Below are 24,556 nucleotides of genomic sequence, written 5' to 3' on the forward strand. Positions count from 1 at the left end.
TTCTGCCTTTTTTATTAATTAATTTAATCAGTATAATTATTTATCCATTAAGCCAATTGCTGCAGTACTTTATCTATTTCAGTTTTAACGGAGTCCCCACTATACACCAAGGAATGTTCCGTATTTGTATAAGGTCCACCCCTGTGAGCACTAAACCAATTAAAAGACCCAACACAAATACAATCCTCGTCTTTAATAACAATCTTACTATGTACATTCTGGGTCACTATAACCTCTACTCCTAACCCCTGTAACTTACTAACAGCTTGCTGGAATTCACTTTGCTTGGCTTTACTTGGTTTATTATTACTAAAGGTATTAAACCTTCTATCGGTATAAATGGTAATTTTTAAAGAAGAATTGGTCAACAAATCCATATAATCATTTGATTCTATAGTGCGGTAAATAAGCCATGGAGACACAATAATTACTCTTTTATTAGCGCTTTTTAAAATTTCCTTTAAAAAAACATCATGCGCTTGGTAATCCGTTAGGGTTTGCACGGGATTAGAATCTACTACTAAATCTTCCCGGATAAACTTAGTATGATATTGGTGTTTATAAATAAGTTTGTTATTTGAATGTGCATACAGATACTTTGCTAAAATTCCACATGGTGTACTTTGATTTGCATTAAATAAAGACATATCGCCAAAAACAAGGAAACTATCCTTGGCTCTAGATACCGCTACATTTAACATGCTAGGGTCATTGTTTATAAAACTTCCACTTTGATGAATGGAATAAGTAGGAGAAAAAATAACAACATTTCTTTCTGCCCCTTGCAAAGAGTGTACGGTTCCCACAGTGATTTTCTTTAATTCTGGAACTAAGGATTGATCTTTTGCCTGTCTCAAATAATGAGATACAGCGTTTGATTGCTGTTTAAATGGTGTAACAACGCCAATAATATCTTTGATTTGTTTTGTGGGATACTGATCTAATAATTGCTGATAATTATTTATAATCCAACCAGCAATTAACTTAGCTTCCAGATTATTTACCCTACTACCTTTAAAAGTTTCACATTTACCATCAATGTGTAAATAGCCCATTGCAGGTAAAAAATCTGATTTTGGCGCATCTGCTCTGCAAGGTTGTAATACACCTTGGTAACACAGCTCGTTGCAAAAAGCTATAATTTGATTATAACACCTTCTATGTTCATATAGATACATACCGCGTTGTAAGTCTTTTTGTGGTATATAAGCCGTTTTGTGTTGAGAAACACGCATCACACTACCTTTATTTGTAGTTATGCCTTTATCTTGAAGCTGTTCATAGTCATTTTCTAGTTGCTCAATACTCCCTTTGTCACTTAAAAGCCCTACATCTTGTAAATTTCCTATATCTATACTTTTAGTAAGACTATTTATTGGCGGGATTTGTTGTATATCACCAATAACCAATGACTTTTTAGCAAAAGCAAAACTTGCCCCAGCAACCTCGGGTGAAACCTGCCCGGCTTCATCCACAATCAATAAATCTATAAAGTCATATAAGTAATCTGTTTTGGTAACATTGTTTTGTAATTTTCTACTATAATTTACATATAAGGGTAGCATAAAACTAGTCATAACACAACAAGGTGTTATCTTCATTTGTCGGTACCAAGCTGCCTTTTTATATTTCTCAAAACTATATCCAGTGCTGGCTAACTCCGAATTACTGACAAGTTCTTGCATATCTAAAAGCCACCTAGCTTCCCAGTAATGAGTTGCTATCCAAAACATTTCAAAGCGAACAGTGGTATCCATCTTTTGATCGATAGATTCAAAGCTATCGGTGATGTTAAGACCCAGATCTAAAGATTCAAGAAAATCCTCTAACTGCTGAGTAACTTTTTTAAATGCGGTGATCTGCTGCATTTTATAGGCTATAAGATTTTTATAAGACTCTATAACCTTGTCAAATGTAGCTACGTCAAAATCAGTGAAATTAAAAAACTTTCCAAAATTATTTTTTTTGGCATATAAAACAGCCTTCGCATTTCTTTTTTTTGCCAAAGCACTTACAAAACTTAATGAAGTATCTAATAGACTTTCTTTAGCCAGATACTCTTGCCAAAGATCCTCCATGTGATTTACCTCAAATAAATCTCTACCCAGGCTATCTTCTATCACTGTAAGCTCTTGGGGGCAATAACTGGGATCTAATTCTAACAGATCATAAACACGCTGCTTACTTTGGTTGTATTTTTTATAAAATTTTTCTAAATCCTGTAAAATCTTATACTTGCTCTGCAATAAATCATGTAAAGATTCCTTAGCTTTTTTTAAGGATATTTGTGACACTTGAAAAAACTCACTAGCCTTTTGTATAAAACACATTAGTGCTTTATTAAAATAGCTTTCGCTCTCCAGGGATTTGAAATCCTCAAACACCATGTACCCTTTACTTTTAGCTTTACCAGCATTTTTAGAAGATGCAAAATAACTACCAAAACTATTCACCTCAGGTAGCCATCTGGAGTATAGTAATCCAACACCAGTGGAGAAATCTTTAAAAAAAGCATCAATAATATTAGTCACTGCTTGATTGTTTGTACTAGTGGCAATAATTACAGCGGGCTGAGTTTGCTCTAATGCTTTGGAAACCCAAAGTGAGGCTACAACAGATAATACCATGGTTGTTTTACCTGTACCCGGGGGACCATTAACAGGTAAAACCTCCCCATTTGAAATGGCCAATAAACTAGATATCGAATCGCGCTGAGCTTTAGCCAAAGGAAATTGATTATTATTATGTCCTACCCTTTTTACAAAGAAATTAGTTGAGTCTTCTAATGTTTTTTCTTCTTTAGTTTTTAAATTAGCAAAATTCTTGTAGAGCAATAATTCATTTTTGTTGGTCTTTCTCTTATATAAATCATCATACACACCAACAATTGACCCCGAGACATCTAAAAATTCCCGCACAAATCCACCAAACTCAATTTCAAGGTAATTTTCCAAGACACTGTGGTCTTTGATTACAGATTGTAAAAGATTATCAATGTATAATAAATACTGTTTCCATTTGTTATCATATTCTTGAAAAACTTGTAAAAAACCCTCTTTACTGCTTAATAATTCACCTACTTGTAAGTCCCACTGTTTATTGTAATTGGCAAGTACTTCTTTAAAATTTGGGTTTGCGGTAATATACAAATCTTGTATTAAGGATAGCTTATCGTTATTAAATTGAGTATTGGTAATAACTTTTTGATTCAATAATTCTTGAGCTAAACCTTGTAAGTAAATAGGTTCAATTTCCTTTTTATAGTACTTTTCCCAACTATAATCACTTTGATAATTAAAACAAGGAGCCTGATTTTTAGAAATATATAAATCATAATCCTTTAAATTCCCAATATTGTAATCTTCTTGATCCAAAGGAGATAGTAAGTCTCTAGGAATAATAGGACTTTGGCCTGGGTAAATAAATCCACAAGAGGACACTTCTACTTTTATGGAAATAGGAAAGAATAACTCCGGAGAAATGTCTAACTCATTTTGTAAATGAGAAGCCATTTTTTTAAATCCTTTAGGAATATAACACGAGGTTATAAAAGGAGTTTGAAAACCAAGTAAAAGTTTTTGTAATACACTTTGGCTTTGTACATAATTGGTAAAAAAACTAGTGTTATTAATAAAGTTATCTTTTATTTGTTTTTTAGTGAATTTACCTTGGCCAAAACGCTTATCCACTAGAGAATTTCTCCAATACTTAGTTACTTTCTTAAAATCTTCCATTGTGTAGTTTACAGAGTTGTTTAAAAGCCTAAAATAAGCAAGAGCTTAGGCTTTTAAACAAAATTACAACAAAAAATCAAAGTGCTGTTAATACGCCTTTATATAAGATGGCTATATGCCGCTAATTTTATAATATAACCCACCAATTAGTTTAATAAGCCACCTAGGTTATCCATTAAAATTATCGCCAAGATTAAGTTTATAATTCATCAGAAAGCGCCATAATTTACATGTTTTAAAAACACAAATTTCCAAAATAGTTTTATTTAATTAATGTACTGTCTCCTAATATTTTACAATAAAGTAGATAAAGCCTTAATCAAATAGATTTAAAAATAAATCAAGCATAACTTTCTAACACATGCCATGACCTTACTAACTACACTTAGTCAAAGTACAAAAAAGATTAAACCTTAAAAGTTAAAAGACTGCTTGTAGTAAAACCTTAAAAGACAAAAAATAATCTTTTACTCTTTTATGTTTTTTTTTTAAAAGTAAGAATACAAAATAAAAAAAGCTACTTTTCAAATCCTCGAGGTAATTTTGAAATATCTAAGTTCGTTGGGTCAGCTCCTTTAATTAAAGCTTGAATAACCTCTTGTTCTTTAAATTTCTCAAACTCATCGTAACTTAAATCAAACATAATCTGCAGATTTACCTGGGTTATAGCTTCCTTACTATCTATATACTTATCGCTGTACATTCTAAAGAATTGTTGCTTTAAAATTTCACGTACTTGAAAGGATTTATACTTAAGAAAATCTCCTTCTTTGATTAAAAAAATTCTCTTTAAAGCAATAAAGTCATTTAACTCACTGGTTGTTATCCAGTCATCTTTTAAAGTATAATAGCAGTATTGCAATAAATACTCCAGCACATCTTTTTTGCTTTGTTGTAAATTGTAACTATGAGCCTTTATATAAGCCATAAGTGTTTCCATCTTTATTTCGGGCTCTAAAATTAATTGCAATATATCCGAAATACATTTGTTTTCAGTAATACTTGCATTAGTAAAAGCCTTAAAATTATCTGATAAATTGTACATACTAAAAAGTTTTAAAAAGTAATAGCTAAAGGGTTTATTAGCGTGGTTTACAACTTTTAAAAAAAGCATAAACCCTTTTTGATATAATTCATAAACCTATAAATAAGGCTTTATTGTGCTAATCCTACTCTAGATGCATAACAATAGCTGGTGAAAATTAATTTTGCTCAAGAATTAAAAATTTTTTCCTTCCCAAAGAAAATAAATACACTAAATACAATATCGCCGGGATTAAGAGCAATAAAAAAAATGACTTTTTTAAGACAAACACACCTAAGAGACTTACCAGAACACAAGCTACTATAACTGGAACAATCCATAGGGCTAAAATAAAAGGTTTTACCACCATATGGGTTAACTCCTGTTGATTTGTATCAATGTATATCGGATTGCTTGAACACCAATCTATGTGCGCAGTGACTTTAAAGACACCTTTGGGTAAAGTAAATTCCTTGGTTTGTCCATCGGAAATACTACCTACGGTCTTACCATCAATCTTTATTCTATATTTTCTATACCCATATACAAAGTTACTAGGACGATTAACTGTAAATACTGCCATAAATAGTGTTAGATAATTTATTAATAATTATTTGTGAATCAAGTTACAAATAATCACGTAATTATAGTCTGTTTTTTAAAGCTAAATTAAAATCTGGATATCCAATCAACAATACAGATAAAATCCGAAAATACAGTAGAATGTTACCTATCAGATTTTAGACAAAAAGATAGTATGGGGATTTTAAACCATTGGGTAAAAACGGACCTAAGTTTACTAGGCAAAGTAAATAAAATTGCTTTTCAGATGCAAAGTAGCGACGGTTCTGGATATTGGATGAATACCCCTGCGTACTTTTGTATGGACGATATAACTATTATCCACTAATCAATACGTTTAAAAAAAATTAGCTTAAGAGTCATTTAAATATTCAAGTGATTTTACTTTATTTATTAATAACCTCTAGAATTTTTAAAGATAAAATCCTAGAGGTTATTTTATTGATAGCTTAACAGTTATGATAAGGCATTGGAATATCTACCTGTAATTCAAATGCTTCTATTTGTTTTATGTAACTATCAAAGCCGTTTTGTTCAGCGTAGAATATCACTTGTTGCTTCTCGTGGATAAACTCCACCACTAGATAACTATATCCTGCACCTTTAGCGGGTAATACATTTTGAATAATAATTCGATTAATATCTGCAAGGTTATAAACAATGGCTAACTCTTTGGATCTAAAACCTAGGGTTTGCTGCTGCTTATCCAACCAAATCGAGCTCTTGTCTGGATTTCGATCCATGATAGCTTTAGGTGCTAAACAAACAAGGGGATTGGTTTTATAATCCGGGTGGAACTCACACAGATAGTCTAAATCAATAACCTGAATTGCCTGTGTATTTAAATCTTCCAAAGGTTTTAATAACTTATCCCTATAATCCCTTTGATTATTTATATACATATTTGTAGCCCCATCATCATAACCACTACCCTTATCAAAGGTGTATAATAAAGTAATATCTATTCCTTTAAAATCAAAAGTCCAGTAATTCTGATCTTCTCTTTCATACACGCCAGTTTTATCCACTATTGGATTTAGGAACTCTAAAGACTTTTTTAATTCATAGTAACTTTGCTGGTTATTTTGCTTATTATAAAATTTACAATAATAGGATTGCACTGCTATATCTTGTTGTTTATTGTCTAAAGAAGTATGTAGATTATCCACTAAAATATTACCTATTAAAACTGGATAATTAAATTTATAATAAACCGTTTTGTAATCACTAACATAACTCTGACCTAGATTCAATGCAACTAATTCCTTATAAGTAGTATCCCACAACACAAAAACCTCTGGTTTACTTAAAACTGTAAAACCACTATAAATATCACTTGTCCCTACTTTTAAAACTTGATAATTCTCAGGCTCCTCTTTAAGCCATATGCGCTTTTTCAAGTCTTTTTGTGAGTCTAAAACCTGATAAAATACCGAATCATCAAAACCGAATTTTTTGGATAAAACAGGATAAATCTCCTGTAATATCATAGGGGTAACTTCTATATAATTTTGGTGATAATCAAACAAAAGTAAACGCAAAGAGTCTTGATACTTATCACAATAGGCATATTGTAATTTAGATAAATCTACTCGTAACAACTCTCCTTTATTAAAATAATATAGGTAATGACCCTCAAAATAGGCTTGTTTCTTACTGGAAAAGGAAACAACTCGTTGCTTTGCTTTTTGGTCAGCAACAGCTTTCTTTTTAAAAAATCCAAACATATCTACAATTTTAAAAAAGTAATACCAGGCACTTTTACTCCTTGAAAAGGATACCTTTTTCAAATTCATATTAATACTTTATAAAGATAATTAATACAACTATTAAAACATCTGCCTTGTTTAAAAATTCTGTGTTAATTTTTTATTATTCTAGCTAAAGGGGTTAGATTAATTTACTGTTTTATAATATACTCTCACTTATCTATCACTTTTATTCCCCATATACGCCGCGTATAGCAAAGAAAAGCAAGGATATCACATCTGAAAATTTGAACACATAGTCCCTTTAAAAAAGGTAAAAATTGAAACTTACTAAATAAATCTATATTAAGACAAAGAGTCTTACTGTATTACTAATGTGGTAAAGGACTCTGAGGCTTAAAAAAAGATCTAAAACCACAAGTCTTATATTATAGCAAGAATAACAAAAAGCAAAAAAACTTAATTACGTAACTTTTTTAAAAATTTTTAGGATATACTATTTTATATTGTATATTTGCTCAAGAAATTAAAAAACGGGGATGTAGCTCACTTGGTAGAGCGTTTGGCTGGCAGCCAAAAGGTAGTGGGTTCGAATCCCATCTTCTCCACTTAATAAAAAGCAATCTCTTATAAATAGAGATTGCTTTTTTTAGTTTAATATCCAAAAGACCAGTAACACCCCAGTTACTTTTGGCAAGTACACTGTAATTATTTTTTTTATAGTGTTTCTTTTTTTTTGCGTAGTTTCCAATTTTTGTACTTAACCTATTATCTATTATCTTAAGTTGATCTGGTTAGCGGTTTTTGTATTTGTCATATTTTATTGTTATCTTGGTGAGATACCAAGGGATAGAATATCTCTATTTTTTTTAGAAAGACAAAGAAAAGTTGAACCCTTAAAATTCGTGCTATGTTTACTAAAAACTCAATTGCTCCCTTTAATATTCTATTAATAGCAATATCTTGTTTTATCTTGATTTTCTTTAGCTATAGTTTTGGCAAACAAGTTGCTTTAAAAGCAAATAACATGGAACAAACAGTTCCATAGACTGGTTAATGAAATCCTTGTTGTTAGGCTAAAACCACTTTAAATAATAAATCTAACTAATAAATTATAGACATTAAGCTAATTAAAAAACAGCTTATACCCTTTGAGTTTTTCGTCTCTACATGGGAGAGGTTAACAAATATATACCACCGTTATTTCACTACAACCTAAAAGTAGACTGGGCCATTTGTATTTTTTTTCTATTTCCCTTTAATACGATCCAAAGAAGAATGTATAGACAAAGTAATTGATTATTTAAAAAATTCCACACAAGCAATACTAGAAACCTGGAAAAATTCACTCACTAGAGTTAAACCACCACTTTGGTTATTAAAAGTAAAGACCTGCAAGGAATCACTTAACTGATTACCTACAAAAACAAATTCCCCCAATGGACTAATTAAAAAGTTTCTAGGCCCCTTAAGAGTACTTTGTTCTCCTATTTGTTTTAAGGTTCCTTTCAGGGAATCCACCTGATAGGATAAAAGCCAATTCTTTTGTCCCCTTACACTAGCAAGTAAAAACTTTCCATTAGGGTGGATGTGAATATCTGCACTGGCCTGTTGTTTATCCTTATCACAAGGTATCTCTTGTATTAGTTCTAACTCCTTACCCATTTCAAATTTAAAGGTCATAATGGTGTCACTTAATTCATTGATAACATACACCATCTTTGCATCTTGACTAAAACATAGATGCCTAGGTCCACTACCTAAGGCTACCTTTGTGGTAGATTGCAGGGTTAGATAGTTTAATTGTTTATCATCTACTGTAAAACAATAAATGGCGTCTGCTCCCAAATCGCATGCTAAAACATACTTCTGACATGGGCTATATATTGCGCAATGTAAATGCGATTGTTTTTGTCTTATTGGGTGAACACTACTTCCTTTAAAATCTATTTGCTGAATTACTTGATTTAAAGCTCCATTTGCATCTATACTTACCACAGTGATGCTTCCAGATAAATAATTAGCCACAACGGCCTTGGTTGCATCTTTATTAATTGATACATAACAAGGGCCAGATCTTTGTAAACATACCTTATTTACCATGGTGATTTCCTTGTTTTTTTTTTCTACATGTAAAGCAGTTAAAAAACAAGCTTCAGGATCTTTGTTTTCACTAACCGCGTAAATAAAATCCTTATTTACCGCCACAAAAGAAGCATTACTAACCCCATAGGATGACCTAATTTTAAATGACTTTGTCAGGGTATTAAACTCGGTGAGGTAAACCCCATGGTCAATAGATTGATTAGTATAAGTTCCTAAAATTAAATACATATTATTCTTTTTGTTAAAATTACAAATTAAAACACTAACTTTAAGATATTTATAAAAATTAAACCCATGATATACGAAGAACTTTTAGGCAGAACGGTTGTAGTAACAGGAGCCTCTAGCGGGATTGGTAAAGATATTGCTTTGCGATTGGCCCAACAGGGAATGAATGTGGTAGTAAATTACTATAAAAATGAAAAACAGGCCCAAGAGGTAGTAACTCAAATTCTAAATAACAAAGGAAAGGCTATTGCTGTATATGGTGATGTCTCTAAACAAAAAGACTTACAAGAATTACTTAATCAAACACTAAAGGAATTTAAAAACCTAGATCTATGGATTAATAATGCAGGTCTACAAATACAATCCGCCTCCCATTTGGTTGAATTAAGCGATTGGCAAAAAGTAATCGATACTAACTTAACAGGAGTATTTGTGGGCTGCCAATTAGCAATCGATTACTTTTTAAAACAAAAAAAAGTCGGTAATATAATTAACATATCCAGTGTGCATCAACAAATACCAAGGTCACAGTTTGCAAGCTATGCCACAAGTAAAGCGGCCGTTGAAATGTTAAGTAAAACACTTGCTTTAGAATACGCACCCAACAACATCCGCATTAATTGTGTGGCTCCTGGGGCGATTCAAACACCTATAAATACAGATTTTAACGATAAAAAAATAGTAGAAGCAGTACTTGCTAAAATTCCCATGCGAAGAATCGGCCAAGTCCAAGATGTTTCCAACTTGGTTAGCTTTCTGGCAAGTGATCAATCTTTGTATATAACAGGGACAACTATGTATGTAGATGGTGGAATGACCTTATATCCATCTTTTACCAGTGATAAAACCTCCTGAGAATTCTATACTATATAAGAGCAATCCCTTAGTTTATTTACTAAGTACTACTAATCATGTGTAATTTCGTACAATAAGAGTTGGTTTTATATTCTTGTTTTAATTGTGATAACCCAATTAGAAAAGGTAAAATTTGTTTTGTTTTTCACCACAATAAACAAAGCTGTTCATACAGAAATTTTTATTTTTTTTAATGTGTAAACTAAGCAGATTTACACCATTATTAACGCTTTTAAATAGTATAAGTACACAAAAAATAATAAAATTATTAGTTCTGTGTCTAACTTGTGTATCTATGACATCTTGTTATACAAGTAGATTAGCCGTAGGACAAACAACTGTAAATAAACTAGTAATTGAAATCAGCAAAGTAACAAAACCACGCTGTAATAATTGGTTTAGTTCCTTTAAATAAGCGTTATAAGGCAAGTGAGTTTCTCAATTAGAATCCAAACTACCCTTAAAACGCCAACAAAGTTTTACAGCAAGATTATAAGAGTGTATCGCATTGAGAATCTACACACCAACAACAACTTTTTATATTTCAGTTCCAAAACAAGGCGAAAGAAAATAAACAAATACCCCAAAAAGATAGTAATAGAAATACCCCAAAAAGTGTCTAACTTTTTGGGGCATGTCTAGTTAGATACTTTTGGGGCATTTTTTTTTTGGCCAACAACCAGCTCGGTTGTTTTATAAAAAGAATCACCCAAGCCTATCATTATTTTTTTTAATCTATCAAATATCTGATAACAAGAAAATAACTGTACATAATACGATTATTTAACATGTTAAAATTTCGCAAGTTTACAAACCTTTTAAAGATTAATGCAATTAATGCAAATGTTTATTGGTGTTTTTAATTGCCATCTCATTTTTTTGATCAATCCAAGCCTGTCCTTTTAATTTACGCATTAAAGTATCATATCCTCTCATAATAGTTACATTATAAGCCGCTTTAGCTAGGTTACTTATTTTTGAAGGGAAAGCGCGAAGACTCATGGAAAAACCTGGCGTTAAATATTTCATATAATGCCAATATCCCTCAGGCATATAAAGCATCTGGCCATGTTTTAAATTACATACATATCCCTGTAAGTGTTTTAATGCTGGAAATTTATCGAAATCTGGATTATCAAAATCGATATCCTCACGTGATATCAAAGCATGAGGTACTTTGTACATATACTTACTTTGATCAGGAGCAAATAAAATACACTGTTTATCTCCATGGAAATGAAAATGTAAAATATTTGAATAATCAATATCAAAGTGCATAAACACTTTTGAACCTGCCCCTCCAAAGAAAAGCATTGGTAGAGATTTTACTAAATTAAGACCAATATCTGGCCATTTAAAATCCTTTTTTAAAGAAGGAACCTCTTTTATAATGTTATAAAGAAAAATACGATAGTTAGTAGGCTTGCTTTCTAATAAATCGATGTACTCTCCCATTTTCATGGTAGCATGTGCCTCATTAAATCCATCTTTATGACTAACTGGTCTATCATCATATAAAGGAACCTGTTTATCACCGGCTAATTCTTTGATGTACGATAAATGCCATTTTTCATAAGCAGGCCAGTCCTGGGTTAATCTTTCAATAACCACGGGCTTTTGCTTCTTAAAATAGTTTTCTATGAAATCTTGCTTACTTAAAGTAGTGTGTCTATCTATTTCGTGAAGTCTAAGTTTTCCCATATCTTAATTAATAATAGATCAAAGTGAATATTAAATTTATGTAATTACAAAATTAATAAACCATTACCAAAATATAAAAATTATCTTTAAAAATATAGCTAGATTTAAGTAACAACACCAGTAAAGCTAATAATTTTGCATTAGTATAAAAAAATAAACTTTAATTTAAATAAAAACAAAAAGATTTTACTCTAATACTCGAAAGATGTAATAATTCTACTACACTAGTAGTTTAAAAACACCTGTAAATCTACCATAGAGGATCCTTTACAAAAATACCTGAGTCTTTTTTGCATTTAAACTTGTTATTAAAAGCTATTGTAAAATAGTTATTTTACTTGTTTTTTTTAATTTGCGTCTAATTAAAGAGCTCATTAAACTTGTTTACCTTTCAGCATTTTATTCCAATATAAATAAGGCAACAAATACTTTTTCAAAGCCCACAAACGCCAGTGCTCCTTATCGCTATTAAACACTAAGATTTGCTTTAATTTAGGGTCTGGAATAAATTCGTTTTGATAATTAAACTCAGCCAAAACCATTTTGCCATACCCTGTAACTAATGGACAAGAAGAATAACCATTATAATTGGCATTATCGGCCGGTTTGTTTTGCAGGAGTTTACAAATATTATCCACCACCACAGGAACTTGTTTTCGAATCGCTGCCCCTGTTTTTGCCGTTGGTAAACCAGCCACATCTCCAAGACCAAATATATTTGAATATTTATTACTTTGTAAGGTATTTAAATTAACATCCATCCAGCCTTGATTATTAGCTAAATCAGACTCTTTAATAAACAAGGGAGCTACCGAAGGAGGAGCTAGATGTAAAAAATCAAAGGACATTTCTACGATGCCTTGTTGCAAATTATTAACTATCGAATCATCGGAGATTACCACACAATGATTTACATCGCTAACTTTAAAATAAACTTTTTTATTCTCTGGGTCAATTTTTATAGGATTGTGAAACGGCATAAAGTTAATACCATATCTGGCCACTACCTCCATTAAAGTATTTGCAATAGGCTTTACTCCAAATATGACACTACCGGGCATTGGGAAGTATACTTTTGTCTTATCTAAGATTCCTTTGCGTTTAAAGTAATCACAGGCCAGATACATAATCTTTTGTGGGGCCCCACCACACTTAATTGGGGTGCTGGGCTGGGTAAAAATAGCTGTCCCTCCCTTAAATTTTTGTAACATTTCCCACGTTTTCTCCGGGTCTATATAATTGCTACACACAACCCCTTTATCTAATGCTTGCTTTAACCCTTCAATTAATGAAAAGTCATACACAAGTCCGGGACACACCACCAGGTAATCATAGGTAAAAACATCGCCGGTTTTTGTTGTTACTGAATTGGATTCTCCCTGAATCGCACTAACCATATCTTTTATCCAAACAACTCCAGGGGGAATTAAATCTTTTGTATACTTTATGGTCTTTTGCATTTTATAGGCCCCCGCCCCAACTAGGGTCCAAGCTGGCTGGTAATAGTGTTTTTCAGCCGAGTCTATTATTGCAATGTCCAAATGACTATCTTTTTTCTTTAACTGAGCCCCTGTCATAATTCCAGCAGTCCCAGCTCCTATAATGATAATTGAATAATGGGTTTTCATAGATGTAAATATTATTATTACACAATATAATAATATATTTATTTAATTATAATCCTATACTTTTTTTTAATTAAAATTAAAAACATTAACACTTTTAAAGTCATCACAAAAAAAGTATCCATCTGATTTACATAACTATATTTTTTTTCTTTTTTTACTTTACTTTTTTATGTTTTATAGATAGAAATTCCCCCCTTTAGTAGACCTTAGCTTTTACAAAGTGCCCGTTTTTTATAAAAGGTAACCAGGTAAATAAAATCATTAAAAAAAATTAGTCCTTTAAAACACTCCAAAAAAACACCTAGAATAAATCCTATATACCTATATTTTAGCTTACTAAAATGAAATTAATTAAGTTAAACTAATCTTTATTTTCATTCCAATAGTAACTATCAGGATAAGATCTTTGTCCAAAAACAGCCGTACCTATCCTTAGAATAGTTGCTCCTTTTTCAATAGCTATTTCCAGATCATTACTCATACCCATTGATAATTCGGTGAGTTGTACATTGTCTATATTTAAACTGGTAATTTCCTGTTGCAAACTTTTTAGTAAATCAAAACATTTACCTACTTTTTCAAAATCATTACTAAACACACCAATTGTCATTAGCCCCTTTATTTTAAGGGTTGGTAGTTTTGAAACCTGTTCTACAAGCCAGGCAGCTCTTTGGGGTTCTATTCCAAATTTACTTTGCTCAAAGGAAGTGTTTACCTGTATAAGTACATCCATGGTTTTGTTTTCATAAACTAAGCGTTTATGCAGTTTTTCTGCAAGCTCTAAGCGGTCAATAGAATGAATACAAGATACACTGTACTTTATTAGATCTTTTATCTTATTGGTTTGAAGATAACCTATAAAATGATTACTGTGAAAAGTATGCTTTAAATCTTCAAACTTCGCTTTAAGCTCTTGTACTTTATTCTCGGCAATACAAGTATAACCGTTTTTAAGGGCTAGTTGTATATTTTGAGCAGAAACAGTTTTTGTTGCCAACAAAACCTTTATTTGCTTTGGATCTCTGTTATATAATTTACAGGCGTTATGAATTCTTTTTTCAAGCGCTTCAAGGTTCTTTAAAATTTGTTTTTCCATTGGTTATTTTTAATTTAAATTACAAAATCATCCCAGATTAAAAAGGCTTTTTTTTATCAAACTAGCACTTTTTTAGCTTAATTAAGTACTACTAATCACGGTAAAAAGCCTTTTAACTATAAACAGTCCCGGGAGATATCCCCCGGGACTGTTTTTTAAAGATTTAAACTTTCATTTTTTTATCTTACACAAGCAAGTATTTGTTTTAGCTTATCTATTTCTAAGTCACTAAGTGACTTTAAAGGTTTTTTTAAATAACCCGCTTCTATACCTAGTAATTCTAAGCCTGCTTGAATAGAGCGTGGTAATCCTTTATCTACTATAAAATCAAGTAAATCAACCTGTTTGTAAAAAAGTTCTCGCGCATGAAACAAATCACCTTTTTCAATGGCCTTATAAAGACCGATACTTAACTCAGGGATTAAGTTTGGTGCTGCGCTACACCAGCCGGTTGCTCCTATAGAAAAAGCAGCTAATGCCAGGGGATTAGAACCATTAAATATGGCAGCTTTGTCCCCTAGATTATTAATCAAATGCTGCATTCGCTTTATATCCCCACTACTCTCTTTTATCATAGTAACATTGGGGATTTGTACTAAACGCTGTAATAAGTCCACAGACATATCCACCCCGGAGGTAGCCGGATTATTATAGACCATAATTGGGATGGAAATCTGCATAGCCACTGCTTGATAGTGTTCAAATATCTCATCCTGGGTTAGTTTCCAATAACTCATAGGTATAATCATAACAGCATCAGCTCCTGCTTTTTCAGCAAATTTTGCGTGATAAATGGTCTTTTGTGTTGTTAAATTAGACACCCCTACTAGAACTGGAACGCGTCCAGATACTTGTTCAATGGTAGCTTGAACGATGGCCTTTTTTTGCGAATCGCTTAAATAGGGTAACACCCCTGTACTACCTAAAGGCGCAATACCATCACATTGGTTTTTAACCAAATTTTCCACATGCTTTTTAAAGACCGGAATATCAATATCTTGATCGGGAGTAAAAGGGGTAATCGGATATGCGATAACCCCCTTAAAAGGTACATTTTCTATCATTTTATTACAGTTAAAAATCTCTACCTTCTTCCTCGCGAAGAGCTACTCCTAAATTTTGTAATTGAGGAGCATTCTCACAGGCTATATATTTGGCATACTCTGTATCGCTTTTATTCTCATGTTGATGCCAAGCCCAAGAAGGAATATAAATTGCATCTCCTTGCTTCCATTCAACTATCTGATCCTCTACTCTTGTCCACCCCTGACCTTGAACAACATAGAGTATGGTTTCATAGGTATGGCGGTGCAAATGGGTTTTTTGTCCTGGAAGTAATCCCCCTATAGTCATACTAATATTTTTACTGGGTAGGTCAACGAAAAATACAGGATGTTTTCTTTCTTGCGAAAATTGATCATGCTCAGGTGCACTCTCCACACTTTTATGAATAATACAAGGGGGTTTTACATAAACTGGTCTTGCATAGGTCTGGTGAAAATCCTTTGAGCTAAATTGCTTTTCTTGCACGGTAGACTCCACTGATGTTTTAATAGTCTGTTTAAATTCTGACATAATTAATTTTGTATTAGTTATTTGCATTATTGCATGACAAAACTATTGTATATTTGGACCATGTATCTGATACAGTTTTATTAATTATTAATAGTCCAGATGTTAAGAAAGTGGAATTTTGAAATTCATATTGAAAAAGAGTCGAATCAACCTATTTATTTGCAAATAGCAGATGCTATTATAAAAGATATTCAATCCGGAAGACTAAAGCCAGCAGATCCACTGCCTGGTAGTAGAAGTCTTGCTGAAATTTTAAAGGTAAATAGAAACACCGTTGTGCAAGCCCTAGATGTACTTATTATAGAACAGTGGCTTGTTTCCAAGCCAAGGAAAGGTACTTTTGTTGCCGAATCGTTACCTGATTTAAGTAACTTAAATAAGTTTTCCTCAACGCAAATTGCTACAGAACAAGCTCCAAAGCAACAATTTTATTTAAAAATTGATGATGGAATTCCCGATAGTAAAATAGCTCCCATTGCACAGCTTGCCAGGGCATATAGAAAGGTATTTAACATCAAGGGGAAATGGCAAATGATGGGATATGCCAATGAATTAGGAAGTGTCCACTTTAGAGAATCCATTGCCAAGATGCTCAATCATCAAAGAGCAATGCAGGTTAACAAACAAAACATATGCATTACCAGAGGAAGTCAGATGGCCATGTATTTAACGGCACATTGTTTACTAGAAAAAGGCGATTTCGTACTTGTTGAAGATCCTGGTTACAAACCTGCTTGGAAAGCATTTCAAAGCGCGGGTGCAAATCTTCAAGCCATACAGGTTGACAAAAATGGATTAATAATCCAGCAAGTTGTACACTGTCTAGAAAACAATAAAAAAATAAAAGCTGTTTATATTACACCTCATCGTCAATACCCTACCACCGTTACCCTTAGTCTGGAAAGGCGTCTTGAATTAATACAACTATCCAATGAATATGGCTTTACAATCATTGAGGATGATTATGATAATGAATTTCACTTTGGCCACAGGCCAGTGGTTCCTGTTTCAAGTTTTTCAAAACTTAAAAATTATATATACATAGGCACTATGAGTAAAGTGGTAGCCCCTGCACTTCGCATTGGATACCTGGTTAGTAATAACTTAGATTTTATAGAAAAAGTAGCTGATTTACGTAAGATAATAGATGTTCAAAGTGATAGTATTATGGAAAAAGCTATTTTACAACTAATTGAAGACGGAACAATTAAAAGACATTTAAAAAAAGCAACTCTATATTATAAACACAAAAGAGATTTAATGCTTGGTTTAGTTGACATTCATTTAAAAGACAAAGTATCTTATGTAGCTCCTCAAGGTGGTCTTGCATTATGGATAGTACCGAAAAAGGCAGTAAACTGGATCGAAATAGCCAAAAAATTACAAGAAAAAGGTATTACAATTACCACACCTGATCATTATAGTTTTGATAAAACCGTAAATGGACTACGAATAGGTTATGGTGCAATTAGTGAATCGGAAATGCAAATTGCCATTGACTCTATAGCCAAAGAATTGGAATAAATAAACAAGGGTAAGACAAAAACAAAATTGTAAAGCGCTTATTTTTAAACCTTTATTTTAATTAAGTAATATAAATCCGGTATATACCCCCACAGGGTGTCCTGTGAATTGTGTCACAAAATGAAATATCAACAAATAAAGCGTGTTTTTTTAAATTATTAAAAAATCTATCTAAGTATAAAAGAAAATTTTTAAAAATATACTTTGCTTATGTATTACTTTTTTTTTGACAAGCTAAGCATTAAACAAAAAAATCCACTTAGTTACCCCAAGTAGATTTTTATATGCCTTAATTTTTTGTTTAACAAAAGTCCCTAACCGTTTTACAAATAACTATAATTAACCAAAAACAGTTTAGCCATAGTAAACTCTTTTACTTTTATTTATGGGTTTATTACTCCAGCTCTCTCCAACCGCTGGTCATAATAGCGAAACTCTTAAATGCCCAATTTAGATCATCGTAATTGTAACTAGGCGTAGCTGTTTTACTAACTAAATTCTCCTTGGCAACTGCATGGGGTTTAATTTCTTTAGGCTTCATTACTAAAGTTGGTGTATTACTATCTTGGTAATAGATATCTAGGGCTAAAATCCCACCCTTCTCCTGTAAATAAAACGGGTGTGTAAAATTAATAACAGGACTAAACAAATCACTGGTATACACCACTATCTTATACAATTGCATAGGTAAAGAGGAATCGATAACCTTTGGTTTGTAAACAACCACATTACACTGGTATCCCAAAATAGTTTGTTTTTCTCTTTGCGGCTCTCGATTAAACTCACTTAAGTCTAAAGTATTTACGGCATTTGCGCCTTGATTACTACTTGGTTTATATTCCACAAAAATACTTGTATCCTCCTTGGCAATATGCGGAGTATTAACTAGGGTTTTAAAATACATACTACCTTTATCCTGTAAAACATTATGATAATGATTCATATTCCAACCAAATCCTTTAACATCAGCTAAAACCTCCTGATCCTTAATATAATAAGTGCTTTGTGATATATTGGAAGTCATTGCAAAGCCCACAAGTGGGTTTTGTTTTGCATTGGCTTGTATAACCTGAAATATGGTTTTTACTTCTGGATCGTTTTTAAGTAAATTTTCATATTGCTTTTTTACATCTCCAGTTAAAAAATCTACCTTCTCAATGAGTTTTCCTAACTCTATATCGTTACTAAAAATTCCCATTGAAATAGTCCCTTCTTTAAATGGTGTTTGCTGAATTTTGTCTTCCTGTTTAACATCTGGCTTATCTTCGGCAGAAGTACAATTACAAAAAAGTAATGCTCCTAGTACTAGAACACTTGTTAATATCTTTGTCATATATTGAATATTTTTAATTAAACTTATTTGGGTTTAACTTGGGCTTAATTTAGGCTTGCCTATTAGATGAGTTATTGAAAAAATAGCTCTTTTCAAGATAATTACAATCCCCCCTAACCCAAGATTCGCAAGCGCGCTTGCTAATAAACTTTTTAAGGAGTTTTTCTGTTTTTCTATTGGATAAAAAACAAAAAAGAACTCTAATTATATAATGATTAATGGCTTGGTTATTATAAAAAAGTTTAAGTGGATTAATAACATAACACCTTTTGTACACTATTATATAGAGTTCTTAGATTACCTTTTTCTTTTAAAAACAATAGAACTATTGTTTAACTCCTTCAAAATAAAATTCTATATCAGACTCAGATTGTGCTCGGGTTTGAATTTCAATGGTCTTATTATCTTGATAATAAAATAAATAACCTTCTACACTTGCTGGTAAAGAATTAACATAGTAACTCTTAGAATTGCCATCATAAACTACCTCGCCTTTTACGGTAAAGGTTTTAGGGGTCACTGTTGAATAGGGTTCATTTAATTTAGGAGTTACCTTTAATTTATTATCTGCTTGTTTGGTAACGGTAATTACAGCATCATAATAATTGTACTGATCCAACCCCCCTGAGCTAATCGTTCCTTTATAAGTACCAACAGCCAAATCTATAGATACTTTTTCTTCTTGGGGTTCTTGATACGAATTGTCATCTTTACTACAACTAGTAGCGCCAAGCCCAATTACTAATGCAAAGACAATTGCACTGGCTTTAATTTTAGTGGTTAATTTTATCATAATTTTATTATTTAATCAATAAGTCACAAATTTCAATAAAACATAAAATCACCACAATAATCAAAAACATTGATTTATTATCTAATGGTTTACCATTATTTTCAACATATAAACAACAATGGATTTGTTTTTTTTAGATATTTGCCTTTTTATAAATAAGTGATGTTTAGAAATATATTAATTGTTTTTTTTATCCTATGGTTTCAAGCAAAAACCCAGGCCCAAGATTTAATTGCTCTAGATCAGCAAAAGTATTTTGATCAAATTCAAAAAAACATACAAACCAATACAAACGATAGTATACGACTTTTAAATTATTTATTATTATCCGAGTACTTGGCCCCTTTGGATAGCATAAAAAGCAAAGAAGCACTACATAAAGTTTTACACACCGGTAAAAAGGATATTCTTGTTAAAGGGACAATACAATACTATCAAGGGGTCTATTATCAAAATCAAAACAATATAAAAAAAGCAATTAATAACTACACTAAAGCCATTGAATTGTTTAGCAGCAGTCAAGTAAAAAGTCCTTTATTAATTAAAGCCCATTACAACAATGCCTATATACAAGTACAAGATAAAGGCTATGACTTTATGGTCCAAACCCTCACAAACTACTGTATTCCACTTAGCATAGAACTCAAGAATTCTGAACTCTTAGCCTATAGTTACACCCAATTGGGACTTACCTTTATGTCGGTTGGACAATTTAAAACAGCCCAAGAGTATCACAATAAAGCCTTAGAGGAATTAGAAAAATTACCACGCTTAAATTCAGTTCATTTACTCACCTTTTTAAATTTGGTGAGTAATTATTGTTATATGCCAGATAGTAAAACAGCTAAAGTTTATTTAGATAAAGCCAAAGAGCTAATCAAAGACTATCCCGATTCACCACATTATACCAATTACCACTACCAAGAAGCTATGTATTACACCACTATACAAGACTTTGATAATGCTCTAAGAACCTTGGAAAAAGGTGTTAGATTGGCAAAACAAAAAAAACAGCCCAAGCAATTAAATCTGCTTTACTTTCGTATGTATAACGTGTTTTTAATGCAAAAAAACTATGTAAAAGCCAAAGAATTATTAGAACACATTTTACAAGAAAACATATTAAGTAAAGAGGCTTTTAATCGAAGAGTCACCTATACCCAACTCGCTGGGGTGAATAATATACTTGGTAATAGTCAACAGGCCTATGAGTGGATGAAAAAATCGGCGGCTCTAGGAGATAGCTTACAACAAAGCAAGATCCTAGAAAAAATGAATGAACTCGATGTGCTACTTCAAAGCACAACCAAGCAAAGAAAAATAGATCAGTTGGAGCTTCAAACCAAGGAAAACGAACTAATTAACCAGAGTAAAAACATGCGAATTACTTTATTAACAACAGCCTTATTGCTATGTTTTATCATCATGTTTTTAGTCTACAGAAACTACAAAAAACAAATCCAACTCAATCAACAAATCCACATTAACCATCAACAAGAACTTGTGTCTATTGAAAATCAGCGTAAATTTCAAGCCAGTCAAGCTATTTTACAAGGCGAAGAACAAGAAAGACAACGAATTGCCCAAGACTTGCACGATAGCATGGGGGGAATGCTAGCAAACATACGAATGACTCTTTCGGCTAAAAACAACATCGATGATTTCCCGATTCTGGAAAAGATTGATAAATCCATTGCTGAAATGAGAAGAATCTCACGAAATTTAATGCCGGAAACCCTAAAAAACCTAGGTCTAGAAGTAACCCTTAAGGAGCTATGCCAGAGCATGTCTCAAAAAGATTTTCATATACAATTTGAAGCATTCAACCTGTTTAATGACATAGACTTTAAAGTGCAATTAACCCTTTATCGCATCACCCAAGAAAGCATCAGTAATATTATAAAGTATGCCAGGGCCAAAAATGTTATCGTACAAATTAGTCAGACCAATAACATTGTTAATTTAACCATCGAAGATGATGGAATTGGCTTTAATAAAGACAAAGTGAAATACGGATTAGGACTTATTAATATTAAAAACCGAACAGCGCTGATTAACGGGAAAGTAGATATAATTTCCCAGCCTGGTCAAGGTACAACAATAAATATAGAATGTAATGTCTGAAAAACAGCTAAAACTAGTAATCATAGATGACCATCCTATGGTATTAGAAGGACTCAAATCTTTACTGAATATCGAAAAAAAGTTCAAAGTATTTTGTTTTACAAAAGGAGCTGCTGCTTTGGATTTTATTCAAGAAAACAAAACCGATGTGGTGCTTTTAGATATTGTTTTAAATGATGGTAGTGGATTAGACTTTTGTCAATTAATCAAAAAAAGCTCACCACAAACAATTGTAATTGGGATAAGCAATCAAGAGGAGAGAAGTATTATATTTCGCTTTTTAGAAAATGGAGGTAACGGTTATATTCTAAAAAATGCAGACGCTTGTGAAATATTAAAATCTATAGATAAGGCCATTCAAGGCGAATTAAGCTTAAGTAAACAAGTCCAAGAAATCATTCTACAACCTACATCAAATAACTTTGAGTTACCCAGACTAACAAAACGTGAACAACAGATCTTAAAATCCATTTCTCAAGGAAACACCTCAGCCCAGATTGCAGAAGTTTTATTTATATCTATTATTACCGTAGAAACACATCGAAGAAATCTACTACAGAAGTTTAAAGCAAAAAATATGATTGAACTTGTAAAAATAGCCACCGAAAATAATTTGATATAAAAACTTTTGTCTGTTTTACCCTAAAAAAGCTTTTAAGCCATATTTTTTTCAACCAACTATCTTTAAAAACTCCGCTTGCCTATTTTACAATATTCTTATAAGAATAAGAAAATTTTGGTTTTATAATCGCTATTAGTAATAGATCTAAAACTAGAGAAACTTTTTAAAATAGCTTTTTTTTATCATTTTTAAAGTTATTTGAGCATTTTATATAACTAGAGAAAAGTCTTTATCTGGTAGCTTGTTTACTTGTTTATCGATAAAACAGACCCAATATACCCTTTCGATTTATACTTTAAACTCTAGCATAATTAACCAGCGATCAAGACGTTTTTCCACTTTGTTTACTGTTGAGAAATTCAAAAAAAAGTCGTCTTGTAGTCTTTGGAATCGAAATTCAAAATACCACTTGCAGTTATTTTAATCCTCTGAAAATCAAACACAAAACTACTATGTATTTAACGTTACACATATAGGAGGTTTTACAATAAAACACCAGTAATTTATATCTCACCTAAGCCTACCTTTTAAAATCATAAGAACTTTCTACCAAAAAGCCCCCTTATGGTAAATCTACCCTTAGATGGCAACTAAATGGTATGTAAAAAAAATAGAACTAGGCATTCCTTAAAAAGTTTCTAACTTTTTAGAAGCAGTCCAAACAGCCTTTGTATAACACGGATATAATATAAAAAAACTCTAGATAGATATTACTTGTGTTATCTACCTAGAGTTTAATACTTATTTTATTTGCCTTTTTTGATCTTTAAATGATAAAAATCTAATACTTTACCATAAAATACTTGATATGATTTATAAGTTAAAACTATAGATTAATTTAATACCCAATGAGGTAGTTTTTAGTTTTTTACTACTACTTTGATAACTACTATTTAAATCTAACGCTTCATTTACAATTCCTTTATAACCAATTACCTGCGAATCATCCTTGTGTTTAAAACCTTGATTAGTTAAACCAAGATCCATAAACAAAGAGGCCTTTAAGCTATTATCATAAAACAAATCCAGCTCGGTTCCTACCTCCAGAACATAAGAAAACCTAAAGTTAGCATCGCCTTTTTTGGTTTGACTAAGGTTCTGAAAATTTCCAAAACCTAAATATTCGGGTTCAAAGAATTCCACATTATACTCTGGAAAATAGCCACTGGTCTTTACTTGCTTGGCCTGCAAGTCTACTTTATTTGATAAACCTATTCCAAATTTAACTCCTGTTCTTACATATAAGGTGTTGTTATCTAAAAACTGATACCCCACAAGTAAAGGAATAGATAAATGAGTAGTTTTCCAGGTTTCTTGAAAACTAGAGGCTAAAAATCTGAAATTAAATTCCTCAGATTCTATATCAATATAATCTTTATTTCCCTTAATATTTGACCCTTTTACTTTACTATGAGCAAGGGAAAATTCCAAACCAGAGAGAACACTCCATCTTTGATCTATTTCATATTTGTAATTCGCTCCAAAGGTGAAATTCATTCCGCCCTTCCCTTTAAAATCTGCCACAGTCCCTTGCGTTAGATTCACTCCACCTGCCAAATAAAATTCTACTTGACTCAAGGAATAAAAAAAACTTCTAGGAATTACTAAATCCTCTTCTAAATCACTTAGCTCCTTATTAAAATTATTGCTAAGCGCCGTTTTATCTAAAACAAAATCATTGGTACTTACCAAAGGATCCCTTAATGCTTGTTTGGGTAAAAAAGCTAAATCTTTTATAACTTTATCTGAATTCCCTGGAACCTTCACCGGGGTTATAGCCCGTACTTTTAAAGGACTAATAAAAAAACAACCAAGGCATAATAAGCCCCAAAAAAAGGGCTTAATATGACTTTTTCTAACCACTGTGTTACAAGTGGCATTATTAGGTTTTATTCTATAGGATATCATTCTACGCATCTTGT

The 24,556-nt window shown here is 31.9% G+C and carries 18 protein-coding genes and 1 tRNA gene; 6 read left to right on the top strand and 13 right to left on the bottom strand.

The features are described from left to right. Positions 1-47: 47 nt before the first annotated feature. The 3 genes from ACYSNV_RS08020 to ACYSNV_RS08030 all read right to left on the bottom strand — a co-directional run bounded on the left by ACYSNV_RS08020 (position 48) and on the right by ACYSNV_RS08030 (position 5,341). Positions 48-3,734 (bottom strand): AAA domain-containing protein, encoded by a 3,687-nt coding sequence (locus ACYSNV_RS08020; RefSeq protein WP_461762045.1) that lies wholly within the window; start codon positions 3,732-3,734, stop codon positions 48-50. A 517-nt stretch (positions 3,735-4,251) separates the two neighbouring features. Further along, entirely contained in the window at positions 4,252-4,779 is a 528-nt protein-coding gene (locus ACYSNV_RS08025) for a hypothetical protein (protein WP_461762046.1), read from the bottom strand. Between the two features lie 157 nt (positions 4,780-4,936). Beyond that, positions 4,937-5,341, bottom strand: coding sequence for a hypothetical protein (locus tag ACYSNV_RS08030; RefSeq protein ID WP_461762047.1), 405 nt, complete (start codon positions 5,339-5,341; stop codon positions 4,937-4,939). A 117-nt stretch (positions 5,342-5,458) separates the two neighbouring features. On the opposite strand from ACYSNV_RS08030, the gene ACYSNV_RS08035 reads away from it, so the two are divergent. Further along, positions 5,459-5,668, top strand: a complete 210-nt coding sequence (locus tag ACYSNV_RS08035; RefSeq protein WP_461762089.1) for a DUF4465 domain-containing protein — start codon at positions 5,459-5,461, stop codon at positions 5,666-5,668. A gap of 121 nt (positions 5,669-5,789) precedes the next feature. Here the strand turns inward: ACYSNV_RS08035 and ACYSNV_RS08040 are convergent, their stop codons facing one another. Next, a complete protein-coding gene (locus ACYSNV_RS08040; protein ID WP_461762048.1) occupies positions 5,790-7,067 on the bottom strand; it encodes a hypothetical protein in 1,278 nt (425 codons plus the stop codon). Between the two features lie 517 nt (positions 7,068-7,584). Here ACYSNV_RS08040 and ACYSNV_RS08045 point away from each other — a divergent pair. Beyond that, positions 7,585-7,657: transfer RNA gene (locus ACYSNV_RS08045), tRNA-Ala, on the top strand. Between the two features lie 691 nt (positions 7,658-8,348). Here the strand turns inward: ACYSNV_RS08045 and ACYSNV_RS08050 are convergent. Then, positions 8,349-9,383 (bottom strand): lactonase family protein, encoded by a 1,035-nt coding sequence (locus ACYSNV_RS08050; RefSeq protein ID WP_461762049.1) that lies wholly within the window; start codon positions 9,381-9,383, stop codon positions 8,349-8,351. A gap of 66 nt (positions 9,384-9,449) precedes the next feature. On the opposite strand from ACYSNV_RS08050, the gene ACYSNV_RS08055 reads away from it, so the two are divergent. Further along, positions 9,450-10,238: a glucose 1-dehydrogenase gene (locus ACYSNV_RS08055; RefSeq protein ID WP_461762050.1), complete on the top strand. Its 789-nt coding sequence runs from the start codon at positions 9,450-9,452 to the stop codon at positions 10,236-10,238. Positions 10,239-11,072: 834 nt separating this feature from the next. Here ACYSNV_RS08055 and ACYSNV_RS08060 read toward each other — a convergent pair. The 5 genes from ACYSNV_RS08060 to ACYSNV_RS08080 all read right to left on the bottom strand — a co-directional run bounded on the left by ACYSNV_RS08060 (position 11,073) and on the right by ACYSNV_RS08080 (position 16,238). Beyond that, a complete protein-coding gene (locus ACYSNV_RS08060; protein ID WP_461762051.1) occupies positions 11,073-11,939 on the bottom strand; it encodes a cupin-like domain-containing protein in 867 nt (288 codons plus the stop codon). A 374-nt stretch (positions 11,940-12,313) separates the two neighbouring features. Further along, on the bottom strand, positions 12,314-13,567 hold the full coding sequence (locus ACYSNV_RS08065) for an NAD(P)/FAD-dependent oxidoreductase (protein WP_461762052.1): 1,254 nt from the start codon (positions 13,565-13,567) through the stop codon (positions 12,314-12,316). A gap of 361 nt (positions 13,568-13,928) precedes the next feature. Further along, positions 13,929-14,663: a YggS family pyridoxal phosphate-dependent enzyme gene (locus ACYSNV_RS08070; RefSeq protein WP_461762053.1), complete on the bottom strand. Its 735-nt coding sequence runs from the start codon at positions 14,661-14,663 to the stop codon at positions 13,929-13,931. A gap of 179 nt (positions 14,664-14,842) precedes the next feature. Further along, complete coding sequence (locus ACYSNV_RS08075) at positions 14,843-15,727, bottom strand: dihydrodipicolinate synthase family protein (protein WP_461762054.1); 885 nt, start codon at positions 15,725-15,727, stop codon at positions 14,843-14,845. 10 nt (positions 15,728-15,737) lie between these two features. Next, positions 15,738-16,238, bottom strand: a complete 501-nt coding sequence (locus ACYSNV_RS08080) for a cupin domain-containing protein (RefSeq protein WP_461762055.1) — start codon at positions 16,236-16,238, stop codon at positions 15,738-15,740. 99 nt (positions 16,239-16,337) lie between these two features. On the opposite strand from ACYSNV_RS08080, the gene pdxR reads away from it, so the two are divergent. Continuing rightward, positions 16,338-17,762 carry a MocR-like pyridoxine biosynthesis transcription factor PdxR gene (gene pdxR, locus ACYSNV_RS08085; protein ID WP_461762056.1) on the top strand — a complete coding sequence of 475 codons (1,425 nt, stop codon included), beginning with the start codon at positions 16,338-16,340 and terminating at the stop codon, positions 17,760-17,762. 394 nt (positions 17,763-18,156) lie between these two features. On the opposite strand, the gene ACYSNV_RS08090 is transcribed toward pdxR, so the two are convergent. Together ACYSNV_RS08090 and ACYSNV_RS08095 are read right to left on the bottom strand one after the other, a co-directional pair. Continuing rightward, a complete protein-coding gene (locus ACYSNV_RS08090) occupies positions 18,157-19,095 on the bottom strand; it encodes a hypothetical protein (protein WP_461762057.1) in 939 nt (312 codons plus the stop codon). 325 nt (positions 19,096-19,420) lie between these two features. Then, positions 19,421-19,888, bottom strand: coding sequence for a hypothetical protein (locus tag ACYSNV_RS08095; RefSeq protein ID WP_461762058.1), 468 nt, complete (start codon positions 19,886-19,888; stop codon positions 19,421-19,423). A 162-nt stretch (positions 19,889-20,050) separates the two neighbouring features. Here ACYSNV_RS08095 and ACYSNV_RS08100 point away from each other — a divergent pair, with 162 nt between their 5' ends. Both ACYSNV_RS08100 and ACYSNV_RS08105 read left to right on the top strand, forming a co-directional pair. Beyond that, the gene (locus ACYSNV_RS08100; protein WP_461762059.1) at positions 20,051-22,012 is read left to right on the top strand and encodes a tetratricopeptide repeat-containing sensor histidine kinase; all 1,962 of its coding nucleotides are present in this window, start codon (positions 20,051-20,053) and stop codon (positions 22,010-22,012) included. After that, positions 22,005-22,634, top strand: a complete 630-nt coding sequence (locus ACYSNV_RS08105; RefSeq protein ID WP_461762060.1) for a response regulator — start codon at positions 22,005-22,007, stop codon at positions 22,632-22,634. The genes ACYSNV_RS08100 and ACYSNV_RS08105 overlap by 8 nt, the downstream gene beginning before the upstream one ends. Positions 22,635-23,447: 813 nt before the next feature. On the opposite strand, the gene ACYSNV_RS08110 is transcribed toward ACYSNV_RS08105, so the two are convergent. Continuing rightward, positions 23,448-24,551 carry an outer membrane beta-barrel protein gene (locus tag ACYSNV_RS08110; protein ID WP_461762061.1) on the bottom strand — a complete coding sequence of 368 codons (1,104 nt, stop codon included), beginning with the start codon at positions 24,549-24,551 and terminating at the stop codon, positions 23,448-23,450. Positions 24,552-24,556 lie beyond the last annotated feature (5 nt).

The organism is Myroides sp. LJL119, from assembly GCF_054871605.1.

Bases quoted from the DNA above. Each gene is read 5' to 3' on its own strand.
- ACYSNV_RS08030 (WP_461762047.1), bottom strand. From the start codon at position 5,341: ATGGCAGTATTTACAGTTAATCGTCCTAGTAACTTTGTATATGGGTAT.
- ACYSNV_RS08080 (WP_461762055.1), bottom strand. From the start codon at position 16,238: ATGTCAGAATTTAAACAGACTATTAAAACATCAGTGGAGTCTACCGTG.
- ACYSNV_RS08110 (WP_461762061.1), bottom strand. From the start codon at position 24,551: ATGCGTAGAATGATATCCTATAGAATAAAACCTAATAATGCCACTTGT.
- ACYSNV_RS08025 (WP_461762046.1), bottom strand. From the start codon at position 4,779: ATGTACAATTTATCAGATAATTTTAAGGCTTTTACTAATGCAAGTATT.
- ACYSNV_RS08090 (WP_461762057.1), bottom strand. From the start codon at position 19,095: ATGACAAAGATATTAACAAGTGTTCTAGTACTAGGAGCATTACTTTTT.
- ACYSNV_RS08095 (WP_461762058.1), bottom strand. From the start codon at position 19,888: ATGATAAAATTAACCACTAAAATTAAAGCCAGTGCAATTGTCTTTGCA.
- ACYSNV_RS08020 (WP_461762045.1), bottom strand. From the start codon at position 3,734: ATGGAAGATTTTAAGAAAGTAACTAAGTATTGGAGAAATTCTCTAGTG.
- ACYSNV_RS08060 (WP_461762051.1), bottom strand. From the start codon at position 11,939: ATGGGAAAACTTAGACTTCACGAAATAGATAGACACACTACTTTAAGT.
- pdxR (WP_461762056.1), top strand. From the start codon at position 16,338: ATGTTAAGAAAGTGGAATTTTGAAATTCATATTGAAAAAGAGTCGAAT.
- ACYSNV_RS08065 (WP_461762052.1), bottom strand. From the start codon at position 13,567: ATGAAAACCCATTATTCAATTATCATTATAGGAGCTGGGACTGCTGGA.
- ACYSNV_RS08055 (WP_461762050.1), top strand. From the start codon at position 9,450: ATGATATACGAAGAACTTTTAGGCAGAACGGTTGTAGTAACAGGAGCC.
- ACYSNV_RS08070 (WP_461762053.1), bottom strand. From the start codon at position 14,663: ATGGAAAAACAAATTTTAAAGAACCTTGAAGCGCTTGAAAAAAGAATT.
- ACYSNV_RS08040 (WP_461762048.1), bottom strand. From the start codon at position 7,067: ATGTTTGGATTTTTTAAAAAGAAAGCTGTTGCTGACCAAAAAGCAAAG.
- ACYSNV_RS08075 (WP_461762054.1), bottom strand. From the start codon at position 15,727: ATGATAGAAAATGTACCTTTTAAGGGGGTTATCGCATATCCGATTACC.
- ACYSNV_RS08100 (WP_461762059.1), top strand. From the start codon at position 20,051: ATGTTTAGAAATATATTAATTGTTTTTTTTATCCTATGGTTTCAAGCA.
- ACYSNV_RS08105 (WP_461762060.1), top strand. From the start codon at position 22,005: ATGTCTGAAAAACAGCTAAAACTAGTAATCATAGATGACCATCCTATG.
- ACYSNV_RS08050 (WP_461762049.1), bottom strand. From the start codon at position 9,383: ATGTATTTAATTTTAGGAACTTATACTAATCAATCTATTGACCATGGG.